The sequence below is a fragment of the Phormidesmis sp. 146-20 genome (genome assembly GCF_052939475.1).
In genome coordinates this window covers 1-16673 of record NZ_JBJPHT010000004.1, presented here as the reverse complement: position 1 = coordinate 16673, position 16673 = coordinate 1, and the positions used below count along the sequence as shown (strand labels likewise).

General features: G+C 47.3%; 19 protein-coding genes, 1 tRNA gene and 1 pseudogene. 14 read left to right on the top strand and 7 right to left on the bottom strand.

The features are described from left to right. Positions 1-30: 30 nt before the first annotated feature. On the top strand, positions 31-831 hold the full coding sequence (trpA, locus tag ACKFKH_RS04920; RefSeq protein ID WP_446857127.1) for a tryptophan synthase subunit alpha: 801 nt from the start codon (positions 31-33) through the stop codon (positions 829-831). 117 nt (positions 832-948) lie between these two features. Here trpA and psaX read toward each other — a convergent pair whose 3' ends face one another. Both psaX and lipA read right to left on the bottom strand, forming a co-directional pair. Beyond that, on the bottom strand, positions 949-1083 hold the full coding sequence (gene psaX / locus ACKFKH_RS04915) for a photosystem I protein PsaX (RefSeq protein WP_446857126.1): 135 nt from the start codon (positions 1081-1083) through the stop codon (positions 949-951). Between the two features lie 161 nt (positions 1084-1244). Continuing rightward, positions 1245-2180 carry a lipoyl synthase gene (gene lipA / locus ACKFKH_RS04910; protein WP_446857125.1) on the bottom strand — a complete coding sequence of 312 codons (936 nt, stop codon included), beginning with the start codon at positions 2178-2180 and terminating at the stop codon, positions 1245-1247. Between the two features lie 326 nt (positions 2181-2506). Between lipA and ACKFKH_RS04905 the strand changes: the two genes are divergently transcribed. Beyond that, positions 2507-3043 carry a response regulator gene (locus tag ACKFKH_RS04905; RefSeq protein ID WP_446857124.1) on the top strand — a complete coding sequence of 179 codons (537 nt, stop codon included), beginning with the start codon at positions 2507-2509 and terminating at the stop codon, positions 3041-3043. A gap of 227 nt (positions 3044-3270) precedes the next feature. On the opposite strand, the pseudogene recR reads toward ACKFKH_RS04905, so the two are convergent. Both recR and ACKFKH_RS04895 read right to left on the bottom strand, forming a co-directional pair. Beyond that, a pseudogene (gene recR / locus ACKFKH_RS04900) lies at positions 3271-3852 on the bottom strand (recombination mediator RecR); the annotation flags it as partial. Positions 3853-4070: 218 nt separating this feature from the next. Then, entirely contained in the window at positions 4071-4418 is a 348-nt protein-coding gene (locus tag ACKFKH_RS04895; RefSeq protein WP_446857123.1) for a histidine triad nucleotide-binding protein, read from the bottom strand. Between the two features lie 951 nt (positions 4419-5369). Between ACKFKH_RS04895 and ACKFKH_RS04890 the strand changes: the two genes are divergently transcribed. The 9 genes from ACKFKH_RS04890 (at position 5370) to ACKFKH_RS04850 (ending at position 10531) form a co-directional block, all read left to right on the top strand. Next, positions 5370-5705, top strand: coding sequence for a cation:proton antiporter subunit C (locus ACKFKH_RS04890; RefSeq protein ID WP_446857122.1), 336 nt, complete (start codon positions 5370-5372; stop codon positions 5703-5705). Beyond that, complete coding sequence (locus tag ACKFKH_RS04885; protein ID WP_446857121.1) at positions 5702-7138, top strand: cation:proton antiporter; 1437 nt, start codon at positions 5702-5704, stop codon at positions 7136-7138. Before ACKFKH_RS04890 ends, ACKFKH_RS04885 begins: the two co-directional genes overlap by 4 nt. Further along, positions 7135-7530, top strand: coding sequence for a Na+/H+ antiporter subunit E (locus ACKFKH_RS04880; protein WP_446857120.1), 396 nt, complete (start codon positions 7135-7137; stop codon positions 7528-7530). Before ACKFKH_RS04885 ends, ACKFKH_RS04880 begins: the two co-directional genes overlap by 4 nt. Positions 7531-7589: 59 nt before the next feature. Continuing rightward, positions 7590-7841, top strand: a complete 252-nt coding sequence (locus ACKFKH_RS04875; RefSeq protein ID WP_446857119.1) for a hypothetical protein — start codon at positions 7590-7592, stop codon at positions 7839-7841. Next, positions 7838-8134, top strand: coding sequence for a monovalent cation/H(+) antiporter subunit G (locus tag ACKFKH_RS04870; RefSeq protein WP_446857118.1), 297 nt, complete (start codon positions 7838-7840; stop codon positions 8132-8134). The genes ACKFKH_RS04875 and ACKFKH_RS04870 overlap by 4 nt, the downstream gene beginning before the upstream one ends. Continuing rightward, positions 8121-8708: a DUF4040 domain-containing protein gene (locus ACKFKH_RS04865; RefSeq protein ID WP_446857117.1), complete on the top strand. Its 588-nt coding sequence runs from the start codon at positions 8121-8123 to the stop codon at positions 8706-8708. The genes ACKFKH_RS04870 and ACKFKH_RS04865 overlap by 14 nt, the downstream gene beginning before the upstream one ends. Continuing rightward, positions 8709-9371, top strand: coding sequence for a Na(+)/H(+) antiporter subunit B (locus ACKFKH_RS04860; RefSeq protein ID WP_446857116.1), 663 nt, complete (start codon positions 8709-8711; stop codon positions 9369-9371). A gap of 419 nt (positions 9372-9790) precedes the next feature. Beyond that, positions 9791-10204, top strand: coding sequence for a nuclear transport factor 2 family protein (locus tag ACKFKH_RS04855; RefSeq protein ID WP_446857115.1), 414 nt, complete (start codon positions 9791-9793; stop codon positions 10202-10204). Between the two features lie 253 nt (positions 10205-10457). Beyond that, positions 10458-10531: transfer RNA gene (locus tag ACKFKH_RS04850), tRNA-Pro, on the top strand. Positions 10532-10752: 221 nt separating this feature from the next. On the opposite strand, the gene ACKFKH_RS04845 is transcribed toward ACKFKH_RS04850, so the two are convergent. The 3 genes from ACKFKH_RS04845 to ACKFKH_RS04835 form a co-directional block, all read right to left on the bottom strand. After that, the gene (locus ACKFKH_RS04845) at positions 10753-12300 is read right to left on the bottom strand and encodes a hypothetical protein (protein ID WP_446857114.1); all 1548 of its coding nucleotides are present in this window, start codon (positions 12298-12300) and stop codon (positions 10753-10755) included. 188 nt (positions 12301-12488) lie between these two features. Beyond that, the gene (locus tag ACKFKH_RS04840) at positions 12489-13049 is read right to left on the bottom strand and encodes a hypothetical protein (protein ID WP_446857113.1); all 561 of its coding nucleotides are present in this window, start codon (positions 13047-13049) and stop codon (positions 12489-12491) included. Between the two features lie 5 nt (positions 13050-13054). Beyond that, positions 13055-13486, bottom strand: coding sequence for a hypothetical protein (locus ACKFKH_RS04835; protein WP_446857112.1), 432 nt, complete (start codon positions 13484-13486; stop codon positions 13055-13057). 759 nt (positions 13487-14245) lie between these two features. Between ACKFKH_RS04835 and ACKFKH_RS04830 the strand changes: the two genes are divergently transcribed. The 3 genes from ACKFKH_RS04830 to ACKFKH_RS04820 all read left to right on the top strand — a co-directional run bounded on the left by ACKFKH_RS04830 (position 14246) and on the right by ACKFKH_RS04820 (position 16611). After that, positions 14246-15061 (top strand): Tic22 family protein, encoded by an 816-nt coding sequence (locus ACKFKH_RS04830; protein WP_446857111.1) that lies wholly within the window; start codon positions 14246-14248, stop codon positions 15059-15061. Positions 15062-15209: 148 nt separating this feature from the next. After that, positions 15210-16115: a peptide chain release factor N(5)-glutamine methyltransferase gene (gene prmC, locus ACKFKH_RS04825; RefSeq protein ID WP_446857110.1), complete on the top strand. Its 906-nt coding sequence runs from the start codon at positions 15210-15212 to the stop codon at positions 16113-16115. Then, positions 16072-16611: a DUF427 domain-containing protein gene (locus ACKFKH_RS04820; RefSeq protein WP_446857109.1), complete on the top strand. Its 540-nt coding sequence runs from the start codon at positions 16072-16074 to the stop codon at positions 16609-16611. Before prmC ends, ACKFKH_RS04820 begins: the two co-directional genes overlap by 44 nt. Positions 16612-16673: the final 62 nt, after the last annotated feature.

The following is a 16673-nucleotide window of genomic DNA, read 5'->3' as shown; positions in this document are numbered from 1 at the left end:
GTCCTAAACAAATTGGGTTTAAGGACAGCAATGACTTCAGTTTCTCAATGCTTCGATCGTCTGCGAGATCAGGCCCAGTGTGCACTTATTCCCTTTATTACGGCGGGTGATCCCGATTTAGAAACGACGGCCAAAGCATTAAGGATTCTCGATCGCTGTGGGGCTGATTTGATTGAGTTGGGCGTTCCTTACTCTGATCCCTTGGCGGATGGGCCCGTCATTCAGGCTGCCGCTACTAGAGCGTTAGAGCGAGGCACCCGACTGGATGACGTGTTGGCCATGGTCAAAGACGTTGCGCCAACGATTCGCGCGCCCCTGATCCTCTTCACCTACTACAACCCAATTTTGAATCGAGGCATCGATCGCTTTCTTCAGGATTTATCCGCAGTGGGAGTCAAAGGGCTGGTTGTGCCAGATTTGCCCCTAGAAGAAGCAGACAGCCTGCTAAAACCTGCGATCGCTCACGGGATTGAAGTCATTCTTTTGGTCGCCCCCACCAGCCCTCAAGAACGGATTGCGGCGATCGCCCAACAGTCTCAAGGCTTTGTCTATCTGGTTAGCACGACGGGCGTAACGGGAATGCGAAGTCAGATGCAAACGCGAGTCAAAGATTTATTGCTAGAACTGCGTCAGGTGACCGACAAGCCGATCGGGGTTGGATTTGGCATTTCTCAGCCCGACCAGGCGCACCAGGTTATGGAATGGGGATCTGATGCAGTCATTGTCGGCAGTGCCTTTGTAAAGCGATTATCAGAGGGGACTCCAGCCGAGGGACTGAGGGCGATCGAAGAATTTTGCCAAAGCTTGAGGGCGGCGATCATCTCAGAGTGATTCTCAAAACAATTTCCCCCCGATTTCGTCTCGCCATTTGAGAAAAAACCAGGGGGAAGATGAGCGATCGGATTCGATCGAATTAGAACAGTGTGGAGATCGCTCCCCGCCTAGTGACTACTTGAGAATCCCAAAGTAGTAAGCTGCAACCACAAAGTTGCCCACTAAAAGCACCAGGGCCCAAAACGTGCGAAACGGATAGGGAGGTTTGCTCGTCTTAATCGTTGCACCAGAAGCGCTCTTTGCTGTCATAAAGGGTTCTCCATATTTAGTGACCATCTCTAGGGATACCAAAACAAGGGCATTTTTGAGGTAAATTTCGGTTAAGCAGGGAGCGTAAAGAGTACAGAGCCAAGTGTGAGATGTGGGACAAAGGAGTTTAGCTTAATCAAAACTTAAATTCCTCGGATCTCTCATCCCTCTTCGCCTGCATGATAAGAACTCCGAACCAGGGGAGCCGATCGCACATGAGAAAATCCTAGATCACGGGCGATCGCACCTAGACGCTCAAATTCATCAGGATGCCAGTATTTTTGGACGGGGAGATGAGCCAGCGAGGGACGCATATATTGCCCGATCGTCAGACGATCGCAGTTTATCGCTCTCAAATCCTTTAGCGTTTCGATCACTTCTGCTTCGGTCTCACCGTGACCCAACATCAGACCGGATTTGGTGGGAAGGGTGGACTCGATCGCTTTGACAATTTGAAGGACTCTGAGAGAGCGATCGTACTTTGCCCCCCGTCGTACCGGATTTTGTAAGCGTCTTACCGTCTCGATATTGTGGTTGTAGCAAGCAGGCTGAAGGGCAACAATGGTAGAAACTCGCTGAAATTGGAGATCTTCAGACGTGCAGCCCGCTTCTCGTCCGCCCCAAAAATCAGGAGTCAGCACCTCTACCTCAGTCGTGGGATTGACTTGTCGAATGTGAGCGATCGTCTGAGCAAACCAGCCTGCTCCCTGATCGGGCAAATCGTCTCGCGCTACCGAAGTCAGCACCACATATCGCAGTCCTAACAAGCGAACGGATTCTGCCACTTTCTGAGGTTCGTCTAGGTCGAGCGGCATCGGAGCGTGACCCTTGTCCACCTGACAAAAGCCACAGGCACGAGTACAAATTGGCCCCATCAAGAGAAAGGTCGCTGTCTTTTGGGCATAGCACTCGCCTCGATTGGGACACCGACCCTCTTCACAAATCGTATGGATCTGACGCTGCTTGATGATGCGCTGCACAGTTGAAATTTCGCTGGCTTTGCCGATCGGTCGTCGCAACCACTCAGGCAGGTTAGCAAGCTCTAACTTTTGTGCAGATGATGCTGGAAGAATTGCAGGATGGGGGTTGGAAGCCATAAAAGGGAGAACACTGGGTCGCGATTTGGTGTACTTTGTGAGTTTAGTGCTAGAAATATTGAATATCCACATTTTCCCTTTTCGCAGCATACACGCGCACTTTTTGGTCAGAGGGGTACACTAGTTGATGCGATTCAGGTCGTTTTGACCTGCCTTTGATTTTAATTGAGGGCTTGTCAACCTTACCGCGATTGCTTTCGCAGTCCACCGCGCTTATTTCACTTTTATCAGGGTTTCGTCCTCCAACCGGATCAAGCGGCCGTCAAATCTGCCGTAACCCGTCACACCTAATTGTTTTTTGCAGTCGCTTCTACAGGAGTTCAGTTGTGGCAAGTCACAAAATCGTAGTCATTGATGACAGCGCCGTGATCCGGAATATGGTTCGCGATATGTTGCCCAAAGGTAATTTTGAAGTTATGGAAGCCAAAGACGGGGTTCAGGGAATCAACCTGATTCGTCAAGAGCGTCCCAATCTGATCATGCTAGATTTTCTGCTGCCTCGAATGAGCGGTTGGGAAGTGTTTCAGCAAATTCAGACTCAGCCAGAGCTACAGAGCATTCCGCTGGTGCTGATGTCCGGTCGCAAAGAAGAAGTGACCGAGAAGCTGCAAGAGCCGTTTGAATACTTTGAGTTTGTGCAAAAGCCGTTTGATCAAAAGATTTTGATTGACGCGATCAAGATGGCGATGTCAAAGGCAAAACGTCGCCCTGCTGCGGCTCCGGTGGCTTCGGGAGGTGGAGCGGCCGCCAGCGGTGACATTCAAGCGCTAAACGCCAAGATTGCCAAGATGCAAGCTGAAATCGATGCGCTCAGGAAACAGCAGGGGCAGATTTTAGCCTTCATCAAGCAAAAGTTGAAGTAAATCTGGAAAAGACCCAAGTTTTATCCGATTGGGTATGAGTCGATCGAGCCTTTTCGCTGCTTGTCTTAATGCGAATTCGATCAGGCTCTCTGCGTCGTTATCCAGTCCTTCAGCCCCATAAATCCCCATTCTGACGAACTGTGATGTCGAGTATTTGGCTCAAAGTTTTGAATTGAGTAGGGGAGGCGACGCTTGGGGTATTGAATTCACATCCGATCGCCAGAGTCTTAATCGAGATCTCTTCTGCCCTCTAGAGCGCGGGCCAGGGTCACTTCGTCAGCGTATTCTAGATCACCACCCATCGGTAGCCCAAAAGCAATGCGAGTAACGCGAGTGAAGGGTTTGAGCAGGTGTCCGACGTAGAGCGTGGTGGTTTCTCCTTCGACACTGGGACTGATCGCGAGAATGACTTCTCCAATTTTTTGTTGACTAACGCGACGGACTAGCTGTTGAATGTGTAGCTGTTCGGGGCCGATGCCGTCGATCGGGGAGATCAGCCCACCCAACACATGATATTTGCCTCGATATTCACGAGTTTTTTCTAGCGCGATCACATCTCTAGAGTCCGCAACCACACAAATCGTTGCACTATCTCGATTAGCAGCGCGACAAATATCACAAACTGGCTCGGCTGATAGGTGAAAACAAACTGAACAGAAGCCCACTTGCAGCTTGGCCTCAACGATCGCCATTGCCAGCGCTTTTGCTTCTTCTTCGGGGCGCTTGAGGATGTGGAGAGCTAACCGTTGGGCTGTTTTGGGGCCAACACCAGGGAGGTGCTGAAGTTGCTCAATGAGACGAGCGAGGGGGCGTGTGTAAACCGTTTGCGTTCCTCCAAATTCTTGTTGATCTTAGCGTAGGGTGGGGGATCTTGAGAGAGATGAGGGAGAACCTCGATGATCTGTTCCCCCTTTGGGGGTAATCCGCTTTGTGAGGAGGGAGGAGGGATGAAATAAAGTGGGAGTTGGCTTTATTCCCTTTTCTACAAAATAGTGTAGTGTGTGCCTTTTGGTGTGGAGATCATTGCTTAACCGGGGGGCCATTCCATTGGTCTTCCGCCGAGAATGTGGAGGTGAAGATGATACACCGTTTGGCCGCCGTCTTCGCCTGTGTTGATGACGACTCGGTAGCCGTTGGTCAGTCCAACCTGTTGGGCAACTCGTTTGGCGGTTAGGAGTAAGTGCCCCATTAGAGCATGGTCTTGAGATTCGGCATCCGAAAGTTTGGCGATCGCTTGCTTGGGAATCACCAAAATATGAACGGGCGCTTGAGGATTGACATCGCGGAAGGCAAGGGCGAGATTATCTTCGTAAACAATGTCGGCAGGGATCTCTTTGCGAATAATCTTGCCAAAAATGGTGTCGTTGTCGCTCATGGCAGGCTGCGGGTTGCGATCGCGCTGGTTTCAAAGGCTTTCTAGTTGCATAATCTCACGAATTGGGTCGCTAAAGACTGATTAATTTCTCAACGCATTGCCCATTGACTCTAGAGGCGGCTATCTTCTGAATGCGTATTCGTTTACTCAGGTATGCAAAAAAATCGCATTCTGTTCTTTGAGTAGAGCGAGCGCAGAAGCTCACAACTAAGCTCTGAAACAGCTACCTGCTTCAACTGCATACAGAACGATCTCTATAGTTGGATACAAAAATGTAAGTTTGATTACACTCTGAACTGATACTCATCTCAGTCAGGCGCAGCGTATCTCTTTGACCATCATTTAGCTATAAAAAGTTAGTTTTTACAATCACAGAATAGATGCTTGCGTCTCTCCGGGACTCAGAATTCACAAAATCCCATCCTCATAATCTGCTGTATCAATCAATCCTACGAAAGACTTCTATCGATAAGCAAGGAATTCTCAATAGATGCTTCTCGAAGTTAGGTTACGACTTTGTAGTACCTTGGATAATCAATGACCTGCATTCATTTTTTTCTAATCCTCAAAGACGCATTAGGACGTTTTGAGCCTTCTTGTCTGTCATGCATTCGCGCGATCGGGCATTAGAAAAAGATGCTGTGGAGATTTGATTAAGACTTAGTGTGTTCGCTAAAAGCGTGTGTTTCTCTGCTGCTGTCAATCCTTTTGAGCAGTCGCTGCTAGTGCAATTACCTGTTTTAGGGTATTGAGTTTTCAAGAACTCTAGTCGTCTACTTCATTACCTTGATGCTTACCAATCAGATATGGGTTGACTCTTTGCAACATTGATGAACTGCGATCGGATTCTCCGAGGTTCCGCCCAATGGAAGCCAATGTGATCGACTCAATTAGACAGCCGATCCTGACATCCATTCTTTAAGACAACCCTTTACTTACCAGGCAATCTTTGTGTTAGAAGCATGTGTATTTGCGACCGTAATGTGCGGTTTTTTTGGCATTCTTTTTAAGAAAAATCTAGTGATGAAAATCATCTCAATGGATGTCATGAGTACGGGGGTGATTGCCTATTACGTGCTAATTGCATCGCGGAGTGGCTTGCTTACGCCCATTCTCACAGGCGACCCCAAAGGAAATTATGCTGATCCGGTTCCCCAAGCTGTCATTTTGACAGCGATCGTCATTGGCTTTTCGATTCAAGCCCTGATGCTGGTTGGCGTAATGAAACTGGCACGAGACAATCCGACTTTAGAAACCCGCGAAATCGAGCGAAATAACGCCCCATGAACACCCTCACCCTGGTTTGGATTGCTCTACCGTTTTTTGTAGGGTTCATTAGCTATATGCTCCCTCGGTTCGATCGCTACCTCTCGTTTGCAGTGGCGATCGCCTCGATTAGTTTTGCATTGCTAGCGTTTAACAACCCTCCGCTGACGCTGAAATTACTCGACAGCTTTGGCGTTACGTTATTAGTCGATCAATTAAGCAGCTTCTTTATTTTAACGAATGCACTGGTGACAGCCGCCGTCATTCTCTATTGTTGGCATAGTGATAAGACTGCATTCTTTTATATGCAACTGATCATTCTGCATGGTAGCGTCAACGCTGCGTTTGCTTCTACAGATTTCATTAGCTTGTATGTGGCTTTAGAAGTTATTAGTATTGCAGCATTCTCATTGATTGCTTATCCTCGATCGGATCGATCAATCTGGGTTGCGTTGCGCTATCTCTTTACCAGCAATGTAGCGATGTTGTTTTATCTGGTTGGCGCAGGATTGGTTTATCAAGCCAGCCATTCCTTTGCGTTTACAGGATTACGCGAGGCACCCCCAGAAGCCCTTGCTCTGATCTTTTTGGGGCTTTTAGTCAAAGGAGGCATCTTTGTATCGGGGCTATGGCTGCCGTTGACTCACTCTGAATCAGAAACACCCGTGTCGGCAATGCTGTCAGGTGTGGTCGTCAAAGCAGGAGTCTTACCGCTCGTTCGGTGTGCCCTTTTGGTAGAAGAAGTTGATCCGCTGATTCGGCTGTTTGGGGTGGGGACGGCGCTATTAGGGGTTGGATATGCTGTTTTTGAAAAAGACACCAAACGAATGCTGGCGTTTCACACCGTTTCGCAGTTGGGCTTTATTTTGGCGGCTCCCGAAGTCGGGGGATTCTATGCGCTGACACATGGATTAGTTAAATCAGCACTGTTTCTAATCGCAGGCGTGTTGCCCAGTCGCAACCTCAAAGAATTACAGCATCAGCCGATTCATACCCCGATCTGGATTGTGCTCGTAGTTGCCAGCTTCTCAATTTCAGGCTTTCCACTTTTGTCGGGCTTTGGGGCGAAAGTGTTGACGATGAAAAGTTTATTACCCTGGCAAGCGATCGGCATGAATATCGCAGCCTTTGGAACCGCCATCTCGTTTGCCAAATTCATCTTTTTGCCTCGACAAAGCCAACCCGAACAAGTCAAAGACACCCAGCCTGGGTTTTGGGCAGCCGTGATTTTATTAATTGGGGGACTGGTTTTAGCGAATGTCGTGTACTACGAGGCTTATAGTCTTGCCAATATCATCAAACCTTTGGCGACGATCGCTCTCGGTTGGCTGGCCTACTTTCTGGTCTTTCGTCAAACCGTTTTCAAACTGCCGCGCCTATTAGAGCAATTTGATCATCTAGTGGGAGTCATGAGTTTGATGTTAGTTCTATTGTTTTGGATGGTGATGGCATGATTGGATCGCTTAATGTAATGCTGCGGCTGATCATTTGGTTTTTGCTCACAGCTAATTTGAGTGTGGCAAACATTATCATTGGGTTTTGTGTCGCCTTATTGTTGCCGCATAGCAAGACAACGCTAGGAGCCTTGAAAGATTGGCTGCGGGTGCTGTGGGAGATTGTTGTTGCTATTCCTCAAGCGTATATGGAGGCCTTTGAACTGATCTTTCGCCCTCATACTCAAGAAGACATCACAATGGAGCGGGTCAAACAACGGCGATCGCCCGGTTTGATTTTTCTCGACATCTTTCTCATTACCTTTACGCCCAAAACTATTGTTGTCAAGTACCACGAAGCAGGCTGGTATGAAGTACATCGGGTACAACGGCGGCGAAAACGGGCTGATTAGACCAGACTCAACAGGCAGCAGCTCAACCAAATTATTAAGACGACTCAAAAAGGAAAGACATGAACCTGGTTTTGATTGCAATGATTTTGGCGTTACTCATTCCGATGTATGAGGCCTGGCAGGATGATGATATTTGGCAAAAGATGTTAGCATTCGCCAGCATTGCGACCAAGACTTCGGTGATGATTTTAGTCGTTTCTGTCCTGCGGGATGACTGGATGATTGGGGTGGCTGGCGTAATCATCTTGAGTGTGGGAAATGCTGGATTAATGCTATTAGCACAGGTGATCAAACGGATGAGTGCATTATGACAAGTGTCTTTATTAACGTTCTTAGCTATTTCTGCCTTGCAGTCGGACTCTTCTTCTGGTTTTGGGGCACCTTTCCGCTACTGGGAAAGCGATCGATTCTATTCAAACTTCATAGTCTTTCGGTTGCGGATACGCTCGGCTCGATGAGCATTGTGGTGGGTCTGCTGCTCAAGATTCCTGAAAACTGGTCGCTGCTGCTGTTAGCACTTATTTCACTGGCAATGTGGAATACGATGCTGGGATATGTGCTGGCGTACTGCTCTAGTAGTGGAGAAACCAATGATCAACGATAGCTATGTATATTTCATTGTTGCCCTGCTGCCACTGTCGGCGTTTATGGTCACGATTCAGACCAATCCCTTTAATGCTCTGGTGATTCGTGGCATATTGGGTGCGATCGCTGCTCTGGTCTATTCAGTGCTCGGTGCGCCAGATGTTGCTTTGACTGAGGCATTAGTCGGAACGATGTTAGCGATTACACTTTATGCGGTGGCGGTGCGATCGTCGCTAGTGATGCGAATGGGTGTTCTTCAAAAGGGCTGTCTTGACCTAGAAGAGAAGCACAAAGGACAGATGAATGATTCTCTGTTTGCACCGCTCATCGCTGACCTGCGAACCATTACGCGCAAATACCATCTGCGGCTAGAACTCATTCCCTATCCTGATTCTGAATCTCTAACACAAGCATTGCTCGAAAAAGAAATTCATGTCACTTGTATTGCACAGTTGCAGTCTGATCAAGATCCTACACAGTATCAAACCGTGACTCGAATTCGTCGCCTCTATGAGATTCTACAAACCGAACTGACATCACCCATCACTAGCCTGGACTATATCAGTGCATCAGACCTGGAGGAAAAACATTAAATGAAATGGCTCTATATTGCAGCAGGAATCGCCCTGTATATCAAATTTCTAATCTTGCCAAATCCGACCGCAGATGGGCTGGATCTCTCGATCGTCGAAGCCGTCATTCAAGAGAGCGGAGTGGCGAATGCGGTATCTGCCATTATTCTCAGAAATCGACTCTATGACACAATCTTTGAAGTTATTGTTTTTACGATCGCCATTATGGGGGCGCACTTTCTCTTAGCCAATGAGCGACCGTTTTGCACCATTTATCAGTTTACCGATCAGCCTTCGATTGTTCTGGCCCGACTGGGAGCGACGGTGGCCGCGATGGTCGGGGTTGAGCTTGCCATTCGAGGTCATCTCAGTCCGGGGGGAGGGTTTGCGGCGGGAGTTGCAGGCGGAACGGCGATCGGTCTGGTCGCGATTACCTCGTCCTCAAAGTGGATGGAGTCGATTTACCAACGCTGGCACGCAGCCACCTGGGAAAAGATTTCGGTACTGGTATTTATTGTGCTGTCGGTGGTCACGCTGGCGGGGATTGAATTGCCCCACGGTGAATTAGGTGCGCTGTTTAGCGGTGGCGTGGTTCCCATCCTCAATATTCTAGTGGCGATCAAAGTTGCTCTAGGTTCGTGGGCTGTAATTTTAGTGTTTATTCGCTATCGAGGATTGTTGTAGAAGACCCTTGCAAACATTCATGTGGCAAATCTCATCTAAAAGTCCCCTTGGGGGGTTGGGGGGCAGAAGTACTAAACAACGCAGCGCCTAAAACTTCATTCAACTAACGGTAACCTTAACGTGAATTCGATGAAATCTTTCGCTACGGTGAGTAATCCGGGCAGCCCCCTAAATCCCCCAATTCTGGGGGACTTTGAACCGGAAATCTTGTTTAAAAGTCCCCCAGAATTGAGGGGTTGGAGGGCAGAGGTACTAAGCAACGCAGCGCCTAAAACTTCATTCAACTAACGGTAACCTTAATAACCAGGAATTCAATAACCAGAGATTCTGATTTTGGGTAATTTGGCAATCCCTGATTGAGAATGATGCAAAATCTAGAGTGAGCAAACGTTCTCTATTTTTTGGAGCAGACTCAAATCGTGGAAACAAAACCGCCTCTTCCCCCGTTTACCCTCGAAACCGCCAAACTCAAAGTCCAGGCCGCCGAAGACGCTTGGAATACTCGTGACCCCGATCGCGTGGCTTTGGCGTATACACCCGATTCATGCTGGCGTAATCGATCGGAGTTTTTTAGCGGCCGCGACAACATTCGATCGTTCCTTCAGCGCAAGTGGGCCAAAGAACTTGAGTATCGGCTCAAAAAAGAACTGTGGAGCTTTACCGACAATCGCATCTCAGTTCGCTTTGAGTATGAATGGCACGACGAATCGGGACAGTGGTCTCGATCGTATGGCAACGAGCAATGGGAATTTGCCGAAAATGGCTTGATGCAGCGACGAGAAGCCAGTATCAATGACGTTTTGATTGAGGAGAGCGATCGGAAGTTTCGCTAATGATTCTTCAGTTCAGCCGTGTTGAAATCTGATCTCAACCTGTTTGGGTGCGATCGATCAGATTTCACGACTCCGAACTTGCTCCAGAAACTCAGGATAATTGGCAATCGCGGTAGTTTTTTTGTTGATGGCCATATTTGGGTACAGTTTTTTGTGATCCGAGCTACCGATTCAGTCCAAAATTAGTCCAACGTCTAACAAATCTGTTTCCCCCATTTCCCAAAATCAAGCTATACTATTCAAGTGCAATCCACGGGATGTAGCGCAGCTTGGTAGCGCGCCTGCTTTGGGAGCAGGATGCCGCAGGTTCGAATCCTGTCATCCCGATTTTTCGTGAATATGCCTGATTCTGGGATAGGGGAATTTAGTGCGAAATGTACTTTAGAGACCTCTAGCGCATCACCAACGTTTGAGAACGCGATCGAAATGGGTGCGTTTCTACCTAATCTTTGATATCAAAACTACAGTCCCAGGTACGCAGTGAGGCGATCGATGGGTCAATCGACTCTCATCTCAAAAATCGATTTCGGCATCACAATTTTCATAGCTCAAATCAAATTGCTACGTCTTTTAGATCTCATCTTTCTAGAAACTCCTCCATCTGATAGTTCTACTTCTTGATATTCATATTGTTGAGAATATTTCATTCGTAGCGTTGTGAAGGCTCTCTTACGATTGGTCTGATCTTGTTTAGTGCTGCCACTTTTAATGAAGTCATTCAAGTCAACCCATCCTTCTGAATCCTGCTTAGACTTGTCTTTAATAAACTCAGCAGACTTTTTAAGTAACTCCACAATTGCATCTGTATTAAAATTTCTTTCAGGTGTTTCTACCTTTAGTAATGCCTCAAGCTTTTCTCGATGAAATTCCCCATTTGCACTAAACCCTCGTTGTGAAGTCGGGGCCTGATCCGCCGATGCTGCCAGGGTCGTAACGACTGGAGACAAAGGAACTTGATAAACAGGAACCGAACCCCAACCATTCACGATCGAGTCAAAATAGACCCGTCCTGTTTTGCTCAAATGGTCTGGTGATGGCTTTCCACTAAAGTAAGTTGAATGATTGTCTAGCAATTCTAAATTGTCTTGACTTAGTAGTAGAATGCGTCGATAAATATTCCTCACGCCTCCCCCAATTTCAAACGCCTCGGTGTCGGGAGACTGAGCAAGCAACCAGCCATACTCACGCTTTGATCTTCCCATAGAACACAACGTGTTGAAGCCAGCCATTAATTCTTTGAACCATTTACCCGTTTTTTCTTTGACTGCCAGAGCTTCATCAAAAATAAGCAGCTTTGCGCCTTTGGACTTTTGAAACTTTTGAATAAAACAATTAATCGTCGCCATGACTTCAACCATCGACTCAGCGCTAGTAAAGGGGTCAATATGCAAGGGTAAGTAATGATCTACCGCTTCCCAGTAGTGAGCCTCTGATGCGTCAGCTTTTGGATCGATCGCCCAAATCGTCACGTCCGGGTGCAACCGTTTAACGGCCCTCGATGCGATCGCAACGATAACCCCTTTGCCCGCTCCAGGCGGCCCGACAATCAACGATGATTGCAAATTAACTGCCAATGACTCAGCAATCTCTATTGACTCACTAGAGGAAACCGGGCAGGCTGTTTGAGTCGCTACAGATGATCCTTCAAGTTCATATTGCGGAATCGTCACTATCGGAGCCGTACCCAGATCAGGCAAATCTGAAGGCTGACACTCTGTCACAGGTGAACTCTTAACTTCTACCGCGCCCAACTGAGTTTGAACTGTAGGCTGATAGCTTTGTGCGATGTCCCACTGTTGCCATTCTTCGCGCTGGATTTCTCTCTCAGTTTTTCCGGTTTTAGCTTCTGCGTCTTTATTGAGTTTGTGGGCGTACATCAAATCGTTGAGACCCACTAGCGCCACGATCGCCGCCAAAGGAAATCCGGCCATTGCCATTCCCACAAACGTTCCTAAAACGGTAGCGACGCCGATCGCACCTTGATCTTTTGTAAATTTAGCGAGTGCGATCGCATTCTGTCCAAAATCATTCTCAAACTTGATATTGCCAGTTGCTTTATCAGTCGCTTTAACAATTGCGTGAGTATAGTTCGTCATCATCTTCCTGTTAACTAAAGTTTTGTTGGGGTGATTACACCTCCTTTTTTTACCTGCTCAAACTTGTGTATAGCAGTCCTGAATCAGTTGTGAGCATCGTCAAAGAATAAGTTCTTAGTCATTAGTCATTAGTTGTTAGGCTTCGATTGACGACTAATTACTAACCACTAATCACCATCACCACTGGTTTACCGGGATGGGTTACCCGGATTGACCGCAACAGAGTTAAATCTCTTCATGCCTTCCCACACTCGTAGAGCCACCCGTAAGCAGAACTCAAAGCCAAACATCGTCACTGTGAAACAAATCATTGCCCACCAATCAATCAGGTTTGCATCCCAGTTAGGAAAGTCTCTGACAATCATATCGATGCCCCCTTTGTAGGGAGGAAATGCCATAAAACATACAATCGCTTCAAAGATATAAGCCCCACCTTTATATCGCTCTAAGCTAGTCATCCACGATTGAGGCTGTTTGATTGCATGTTCCTCTAAAAGCATCGGAAGCGTTTCGATCGCTTGAATGGTTCCCCACAAAATCACCCCTAGAAATTGCGAAAGATTTAATGCGATCCATGCAATCCAGCCACCTATCAACGGGATTTGCACCAGACTAGATAGGAATGGAATATATCGAATTTGATCGGCTAATTCTTTGGCTAATCTCATCCAGGGTTGGACGTTGACCAACATCATGAAGCACAATCCAGCAATAAACAGCCAACTGAGAATTTTTGACAAAGTTTTCATGATTTCTATCTTCCTTGTTGATCCAATAAGTTTTGCATTTCTGGTTTGTCTGCGAGTGCTACTCGTGCAATATCCGTAATGAGTCCGTCTTGAATAATGGCGGTGTCGCCCAGTCGATTGCAAACAATTGCGTTATCTCTAACTCGTCTATTGAGAGCCGAATCAACGGTAGTTGCGCCTTCTCTGAAATAGGCTTCTTTTCCGGTCTTCTGGTCTTTGATTAGAATGCAATTAGCTTTGTAACGCTCGATCGCAACCTTTGATAAATCTTGAGCATTTCTGGCATCATCTCTGTTTTTACGTAACCGCTCATTAAAGGCTAATTGGTCTTGTTTGATCGCCTGATTTTTAGCAATTGATTGCTTTATACTTTCACCTTGACTGAGGGCAATGAGTGCGATCGCGCCCAAGATCAAATGAGATGTTTTAATGTTCATTCACTACCTCCTCAGTAAGGATGAGTTAACTGTTTTACTTGATTTAGACAAGCGTGATAGTGTCAAAAATAGTTGCACTAAAAAGTTAATTAAGAATGAATAACGTCTTGAATGACTACAGCTCGACGAGTTAATTTTTGGAATAAGATTTGCTATTGTTTTACAATCTTTTAGTGAGCTATAAATTCTTGTCGTTATCTTGTTTTGACTTGAGTCACCCGCCTTTAACTGAGTCATGGGTAAACCGTTTGCAATGCTGAATGAGATAGAGATCATCAAAGTGTCCTGATTTGAAGTAGAAGATGAGAGTAGAGTGGTAAATCGTCCTCATATTCACGTTGTTTACTTTGCATTTATGCCAAAACTTTGTAGTAGTTTTTATCGTTTGTGGGGAGAGATTAATCTTTTTTCAACTATCAAGATTCGTCACTAACTACAAGCTCAGTCTAAAAAGGTGACGATCGACGACTCGCAAACCTAACTGTTCTTTGGTACGTGCCTCAAGTGAGGTAGCCAGCGCTGCAAATCGGTGTTACTATTTCCAAGACTTTGATCTGGTAAGTAAGCTGATATCAAGCTGTCCGTTAGACCGTACATTTGCGGATTGTGAGCAAACACTGGAACTCTCGATTCTTTTACCCTGTCACCCATAGCTGATACCTTTGGTGAGCGATCGTTTAGAGAAGCCGTATCGCCAAAACAGTTAACGCCTCGAATTTGTCTCAGTTCTCTATGTAGTTTTTGATGCCAGGAGCAATCATGAAATCATTGGTTCGTTGGAGTGCTACGGTCGGTTTGGTGGGAGCCACTTTGCTAGGTTCGCTCGTTGTGAGTGGGTTAGAGGCACTCGCCCTGACTCCAGAGCAAATTGTCCAAAAGTTACGGACGATTCCTGCCTTTACTTTGGCTGACAAGCAGGGTGCGCCTCTCGTTGCTGCGCCCAACACGGGTCAAAAGGGCACTCCAGAAGCGCCAATTTTTATCAGTCAAAAGGATGCTCAGGCGTTTTTAGAAGGGCTGAAGACAAGAAACCCTAATTTGGCAAAAGAAGTCAAAGTCGTACCTGTGTCTTTGGCAGAAGTGTATCAACTGGGCAAAGCGAATCAAGGCAAGCCTGACCAATTAGTATTTACCTACGTGCCCACCAAGCAGCAAGTTGATTCGGCGGTGGCGGTTCTCAAGCAAAATGGTCAGCAGATCAATCAGTTTAATGCAACGCCTCTATTTGCGCTGGGCCAAAAGAAAGGCGATGGAGTTGGCTTTTTGACGCTGCCACGCGACAAGCAACGAGTCATTCCCATGTTTTTTGAGAAAGAACAGGTGCAAGCATTGCTGACTCAGCTTAAGAAAGAGGTGAAAAACTTTCCGGCTGATGTGCAGATTCAGGTGATCCCGTTGGAGAATGTGCTGCAAGAGATGCAGTCTAACAACAACAAAGATCCCAAAAATCAAGAGTTTCTAAATCAGATTGAGTTGGTGCCCTCGGTCGAGTCGATTCAATTTATCCAAAGCCTGCAAAAGGCAGCACCCGCGCAAAACAGACCTCAAGCTGCTCCGAGTAAGCCTAAGAAGTAGGGATGAGGGATGAGGGATGAGGGATGAGGGATGAAAGGGCGGCTTCGGTTGGTTCTGGAGGGTCGGCATTCCTCGTTTTGCTTTTGATTGAAGACTTTTGCTGGAATAGTGGAGTCTACCTAAAACTTTCTGAGAGTCTTCTATTCTCATGTGTGACGCTTTACAGGTCTCTGGCTTAACGCTTTGGGAGTGGCGATCGCACGCCAAAAAATCTGCTCTAGCGGCTGGCGTTCCGGTTGGAGAAGTCGATTGGCTGCTGCAAGCTCTGACGGAACTCGATCGCTTGGCTTTGCAGTTGGACTCCTTCAAAACTCAGGAGGTTGACCTGAAGGTTTCCTTTGTAGAGTTACAGCAGCTTTGGCAGAGACGGCTTGAAGAGCGAGTTCCGATTCAATATCTGGTTGGCTTTGCACCGTGGCGACAGTTTACTCTCAAAGTCTCGCCTGCCGTTTTGATTCCGCGTCCTGAGACCGAAGAGTTGATCGATTGGGCGATCGCTGCTGCTCGTTCTAACCCCGCTTTGCAGTCAGGACACTGGGCAGATTTGGGAACAGGCAGTGGCGCGATCGCGATCGCACTAGCGGATGCGTTGCCCAATGCGACGATTCATGCGGTTGACCAGAGTGTAGAAGCGCTGGCGATCGCTCGACAAAATGCTCAAAACTTGGGACTTTCAGCCAGAATCCACTTTTATCAAGGTTCTTGGCTGGAGCCACTAGATTTTCTCAAAGGAAGGCTGGCTGGACTCGTTTCTAATCCGCCCTATATTCCGAGTCAGACGGTGTTGGCGCTAGAGCCAGAAGTAATTAATCACGAGCCGCACTTGGCGCTGGATGGGGGCGCAAACGGATTGGACTGTATTCGGCATCTGGTGGAGACGGCACCTGAGTATCTTCGATCTGATGGGGTCTGGATGATTGAGATGATGGCGGGGCAAGCCGATTTAGTCACCGATCTTCTTAAGCAACAAACGCGGTACGATCGCATCACCACTCACCGGGATCTGGATGGTGTTGAACGTTTTACGATCGCTCATCTCAAATCTGTTTCCTAAAATGCACCCTCAAGCCATTTCGCCTCAACCGGGTCAAGAATCTGTCTGGAGCTATCCGCGGCCGCCTCGATTAGAGCCAACGTCTAAACAAATTCAAATTATTTTTAATGGCGAAGTGATTGCTGAAACGCAACGGGCTTTTCGCGTGTTAGAAACCAGTCACCCTCCGGTTTATTACATTCCGCTAGAGGACATTCGACCGCAATATTTGAGACCATCTACTCGATCGACCTTTTGTGAGTGGAAGGGTGCGGGCAGTTATTACAGTGTGGTGGTCGGTGATAAGTCGGCGATCGATGTGGGCTGGTACTATGCCAGTCCAACGCCTGATTTTGCAGCGATTAAGGATTACGTCGCGTTCTACGCTGCCCCGATGGATGCTTGCTACGTTGATGGCGAAAAGGTGACTCCTCAACCTGGAAGCTTTTACGGCGGCTGGATTACAAGTGATATTGTGGGCCCGTTTAAGGGGGAGCCAGATTCGTGGGGGTGGTGAGGGAGAAAGAGGGATGAGGGATGAGGGATGAGGGATGAGGGATGAGGGATGAGGGATGAGGG

Bases quoted from the DNA above. Each gene is read 5' to 3' on its own strand.
- trpA (WP_446857127.1), top strand. From the start codon at position 31: ATGACTTCAGTTTCTCAATGCTTCGATCGTCTGCGAGATCAGGCCCAG.
- psaX (WP_446857126.1), bottom strand. From the start codon at position 1,083: ATGACAGCAAAGAGCGCTTCTGGTGCAACGATTAAGACGAGCAAACCT.
- lipA (WP_446857125.1), bottom strand. From the start codon at position 2,180: ATGGCTTCCAACCCCCATCCTGCAATTCTTCCAGCATCATCTGCACAA.
- ACKFKH_RS04895 (WP_446857123.1), bottom strand. From the start codon at position 4,418: ATGAGCGACAACGACACCATTTTTGGCAAGATTATTCGCAAAGAGATC.
- ACKFKH_RS04885 (WP_446857121.1), top strand. From the start codon at position 5,702: ATGAACACCCTCACCCTGGTTTGGATTGCTCTACCGTTTTTTGTAGGG.
- ACKFKH_RS04880 (WP_446857120.1), top strand. From the start codon at position 7,135: ATGATTGGATCGCTTAATGTAATGCTGCGGCTGATCATTTGGTTTTTG.
- ACKFKH_RS04875 (WP_446857119.1), top strand. From the start codon at position 7,590: ATGAACCTGGTTTTGATTGCAATGATTTTGGCGTTACTCATTCCGATG.
- ACKFKH_RS04870 (WP_446857118.1), top strand. From the start codon at position 7,838: ATGACAAGTGTCTTTATTAACGTTCTTAGCTATTTCTGCCTTGCAGTC.
- ACKFKH_RS04865 (WP_446857117.1), top strand. From the start codon at position 8,121: ATGATCAACGATAGCTATGTATATTTCATTGTTGCCCTGCTGCCACTG.
- ACKFKH_RS04860 (WP_446857116.1), top strand. From the start codon at position 8,709: ATGAAATGGCTCTATATTGCAGCAGGAATCGCCCTGTATATCAAATTT.
- ACKFKH_RS04845 (WP_446857114.1), bottom strand. From the start codon at position 12,300: ATGACGAACTATACTCACGCAATTGTTAAAGCGACTGATAAAGCAACT.
- ACKFKH_RS04840 (WP_446857113.1), bottom strand. From the start codon at position 13,049: ATGAAAACTTTGTCAAAAATTCTCAGTTGGCTGTTTATTGCTGGATTG.
- ACKFKH_RS04835 (WP_446857112.1), bottom strand. From the start codon at position 13,486: ATGAACATTAAAACATCTCATTTGATCTTGGGCGCGATCGCACTCATT.
- ACKFKH_RS04830 (WP_446857111.1), top strand. From the start codon at position 14,246: ATGAAATCATTGGTTCGTTGGAGTGCTACGGTCGGTTTGGTGGGAGCC.
- prmC (WP_446857110.1), top strand. From the start codon at position 15,210: ATGTGTGACGCTTTACAGGTCTCTGGCTTAACGCTTTGGGAGTGGCGA.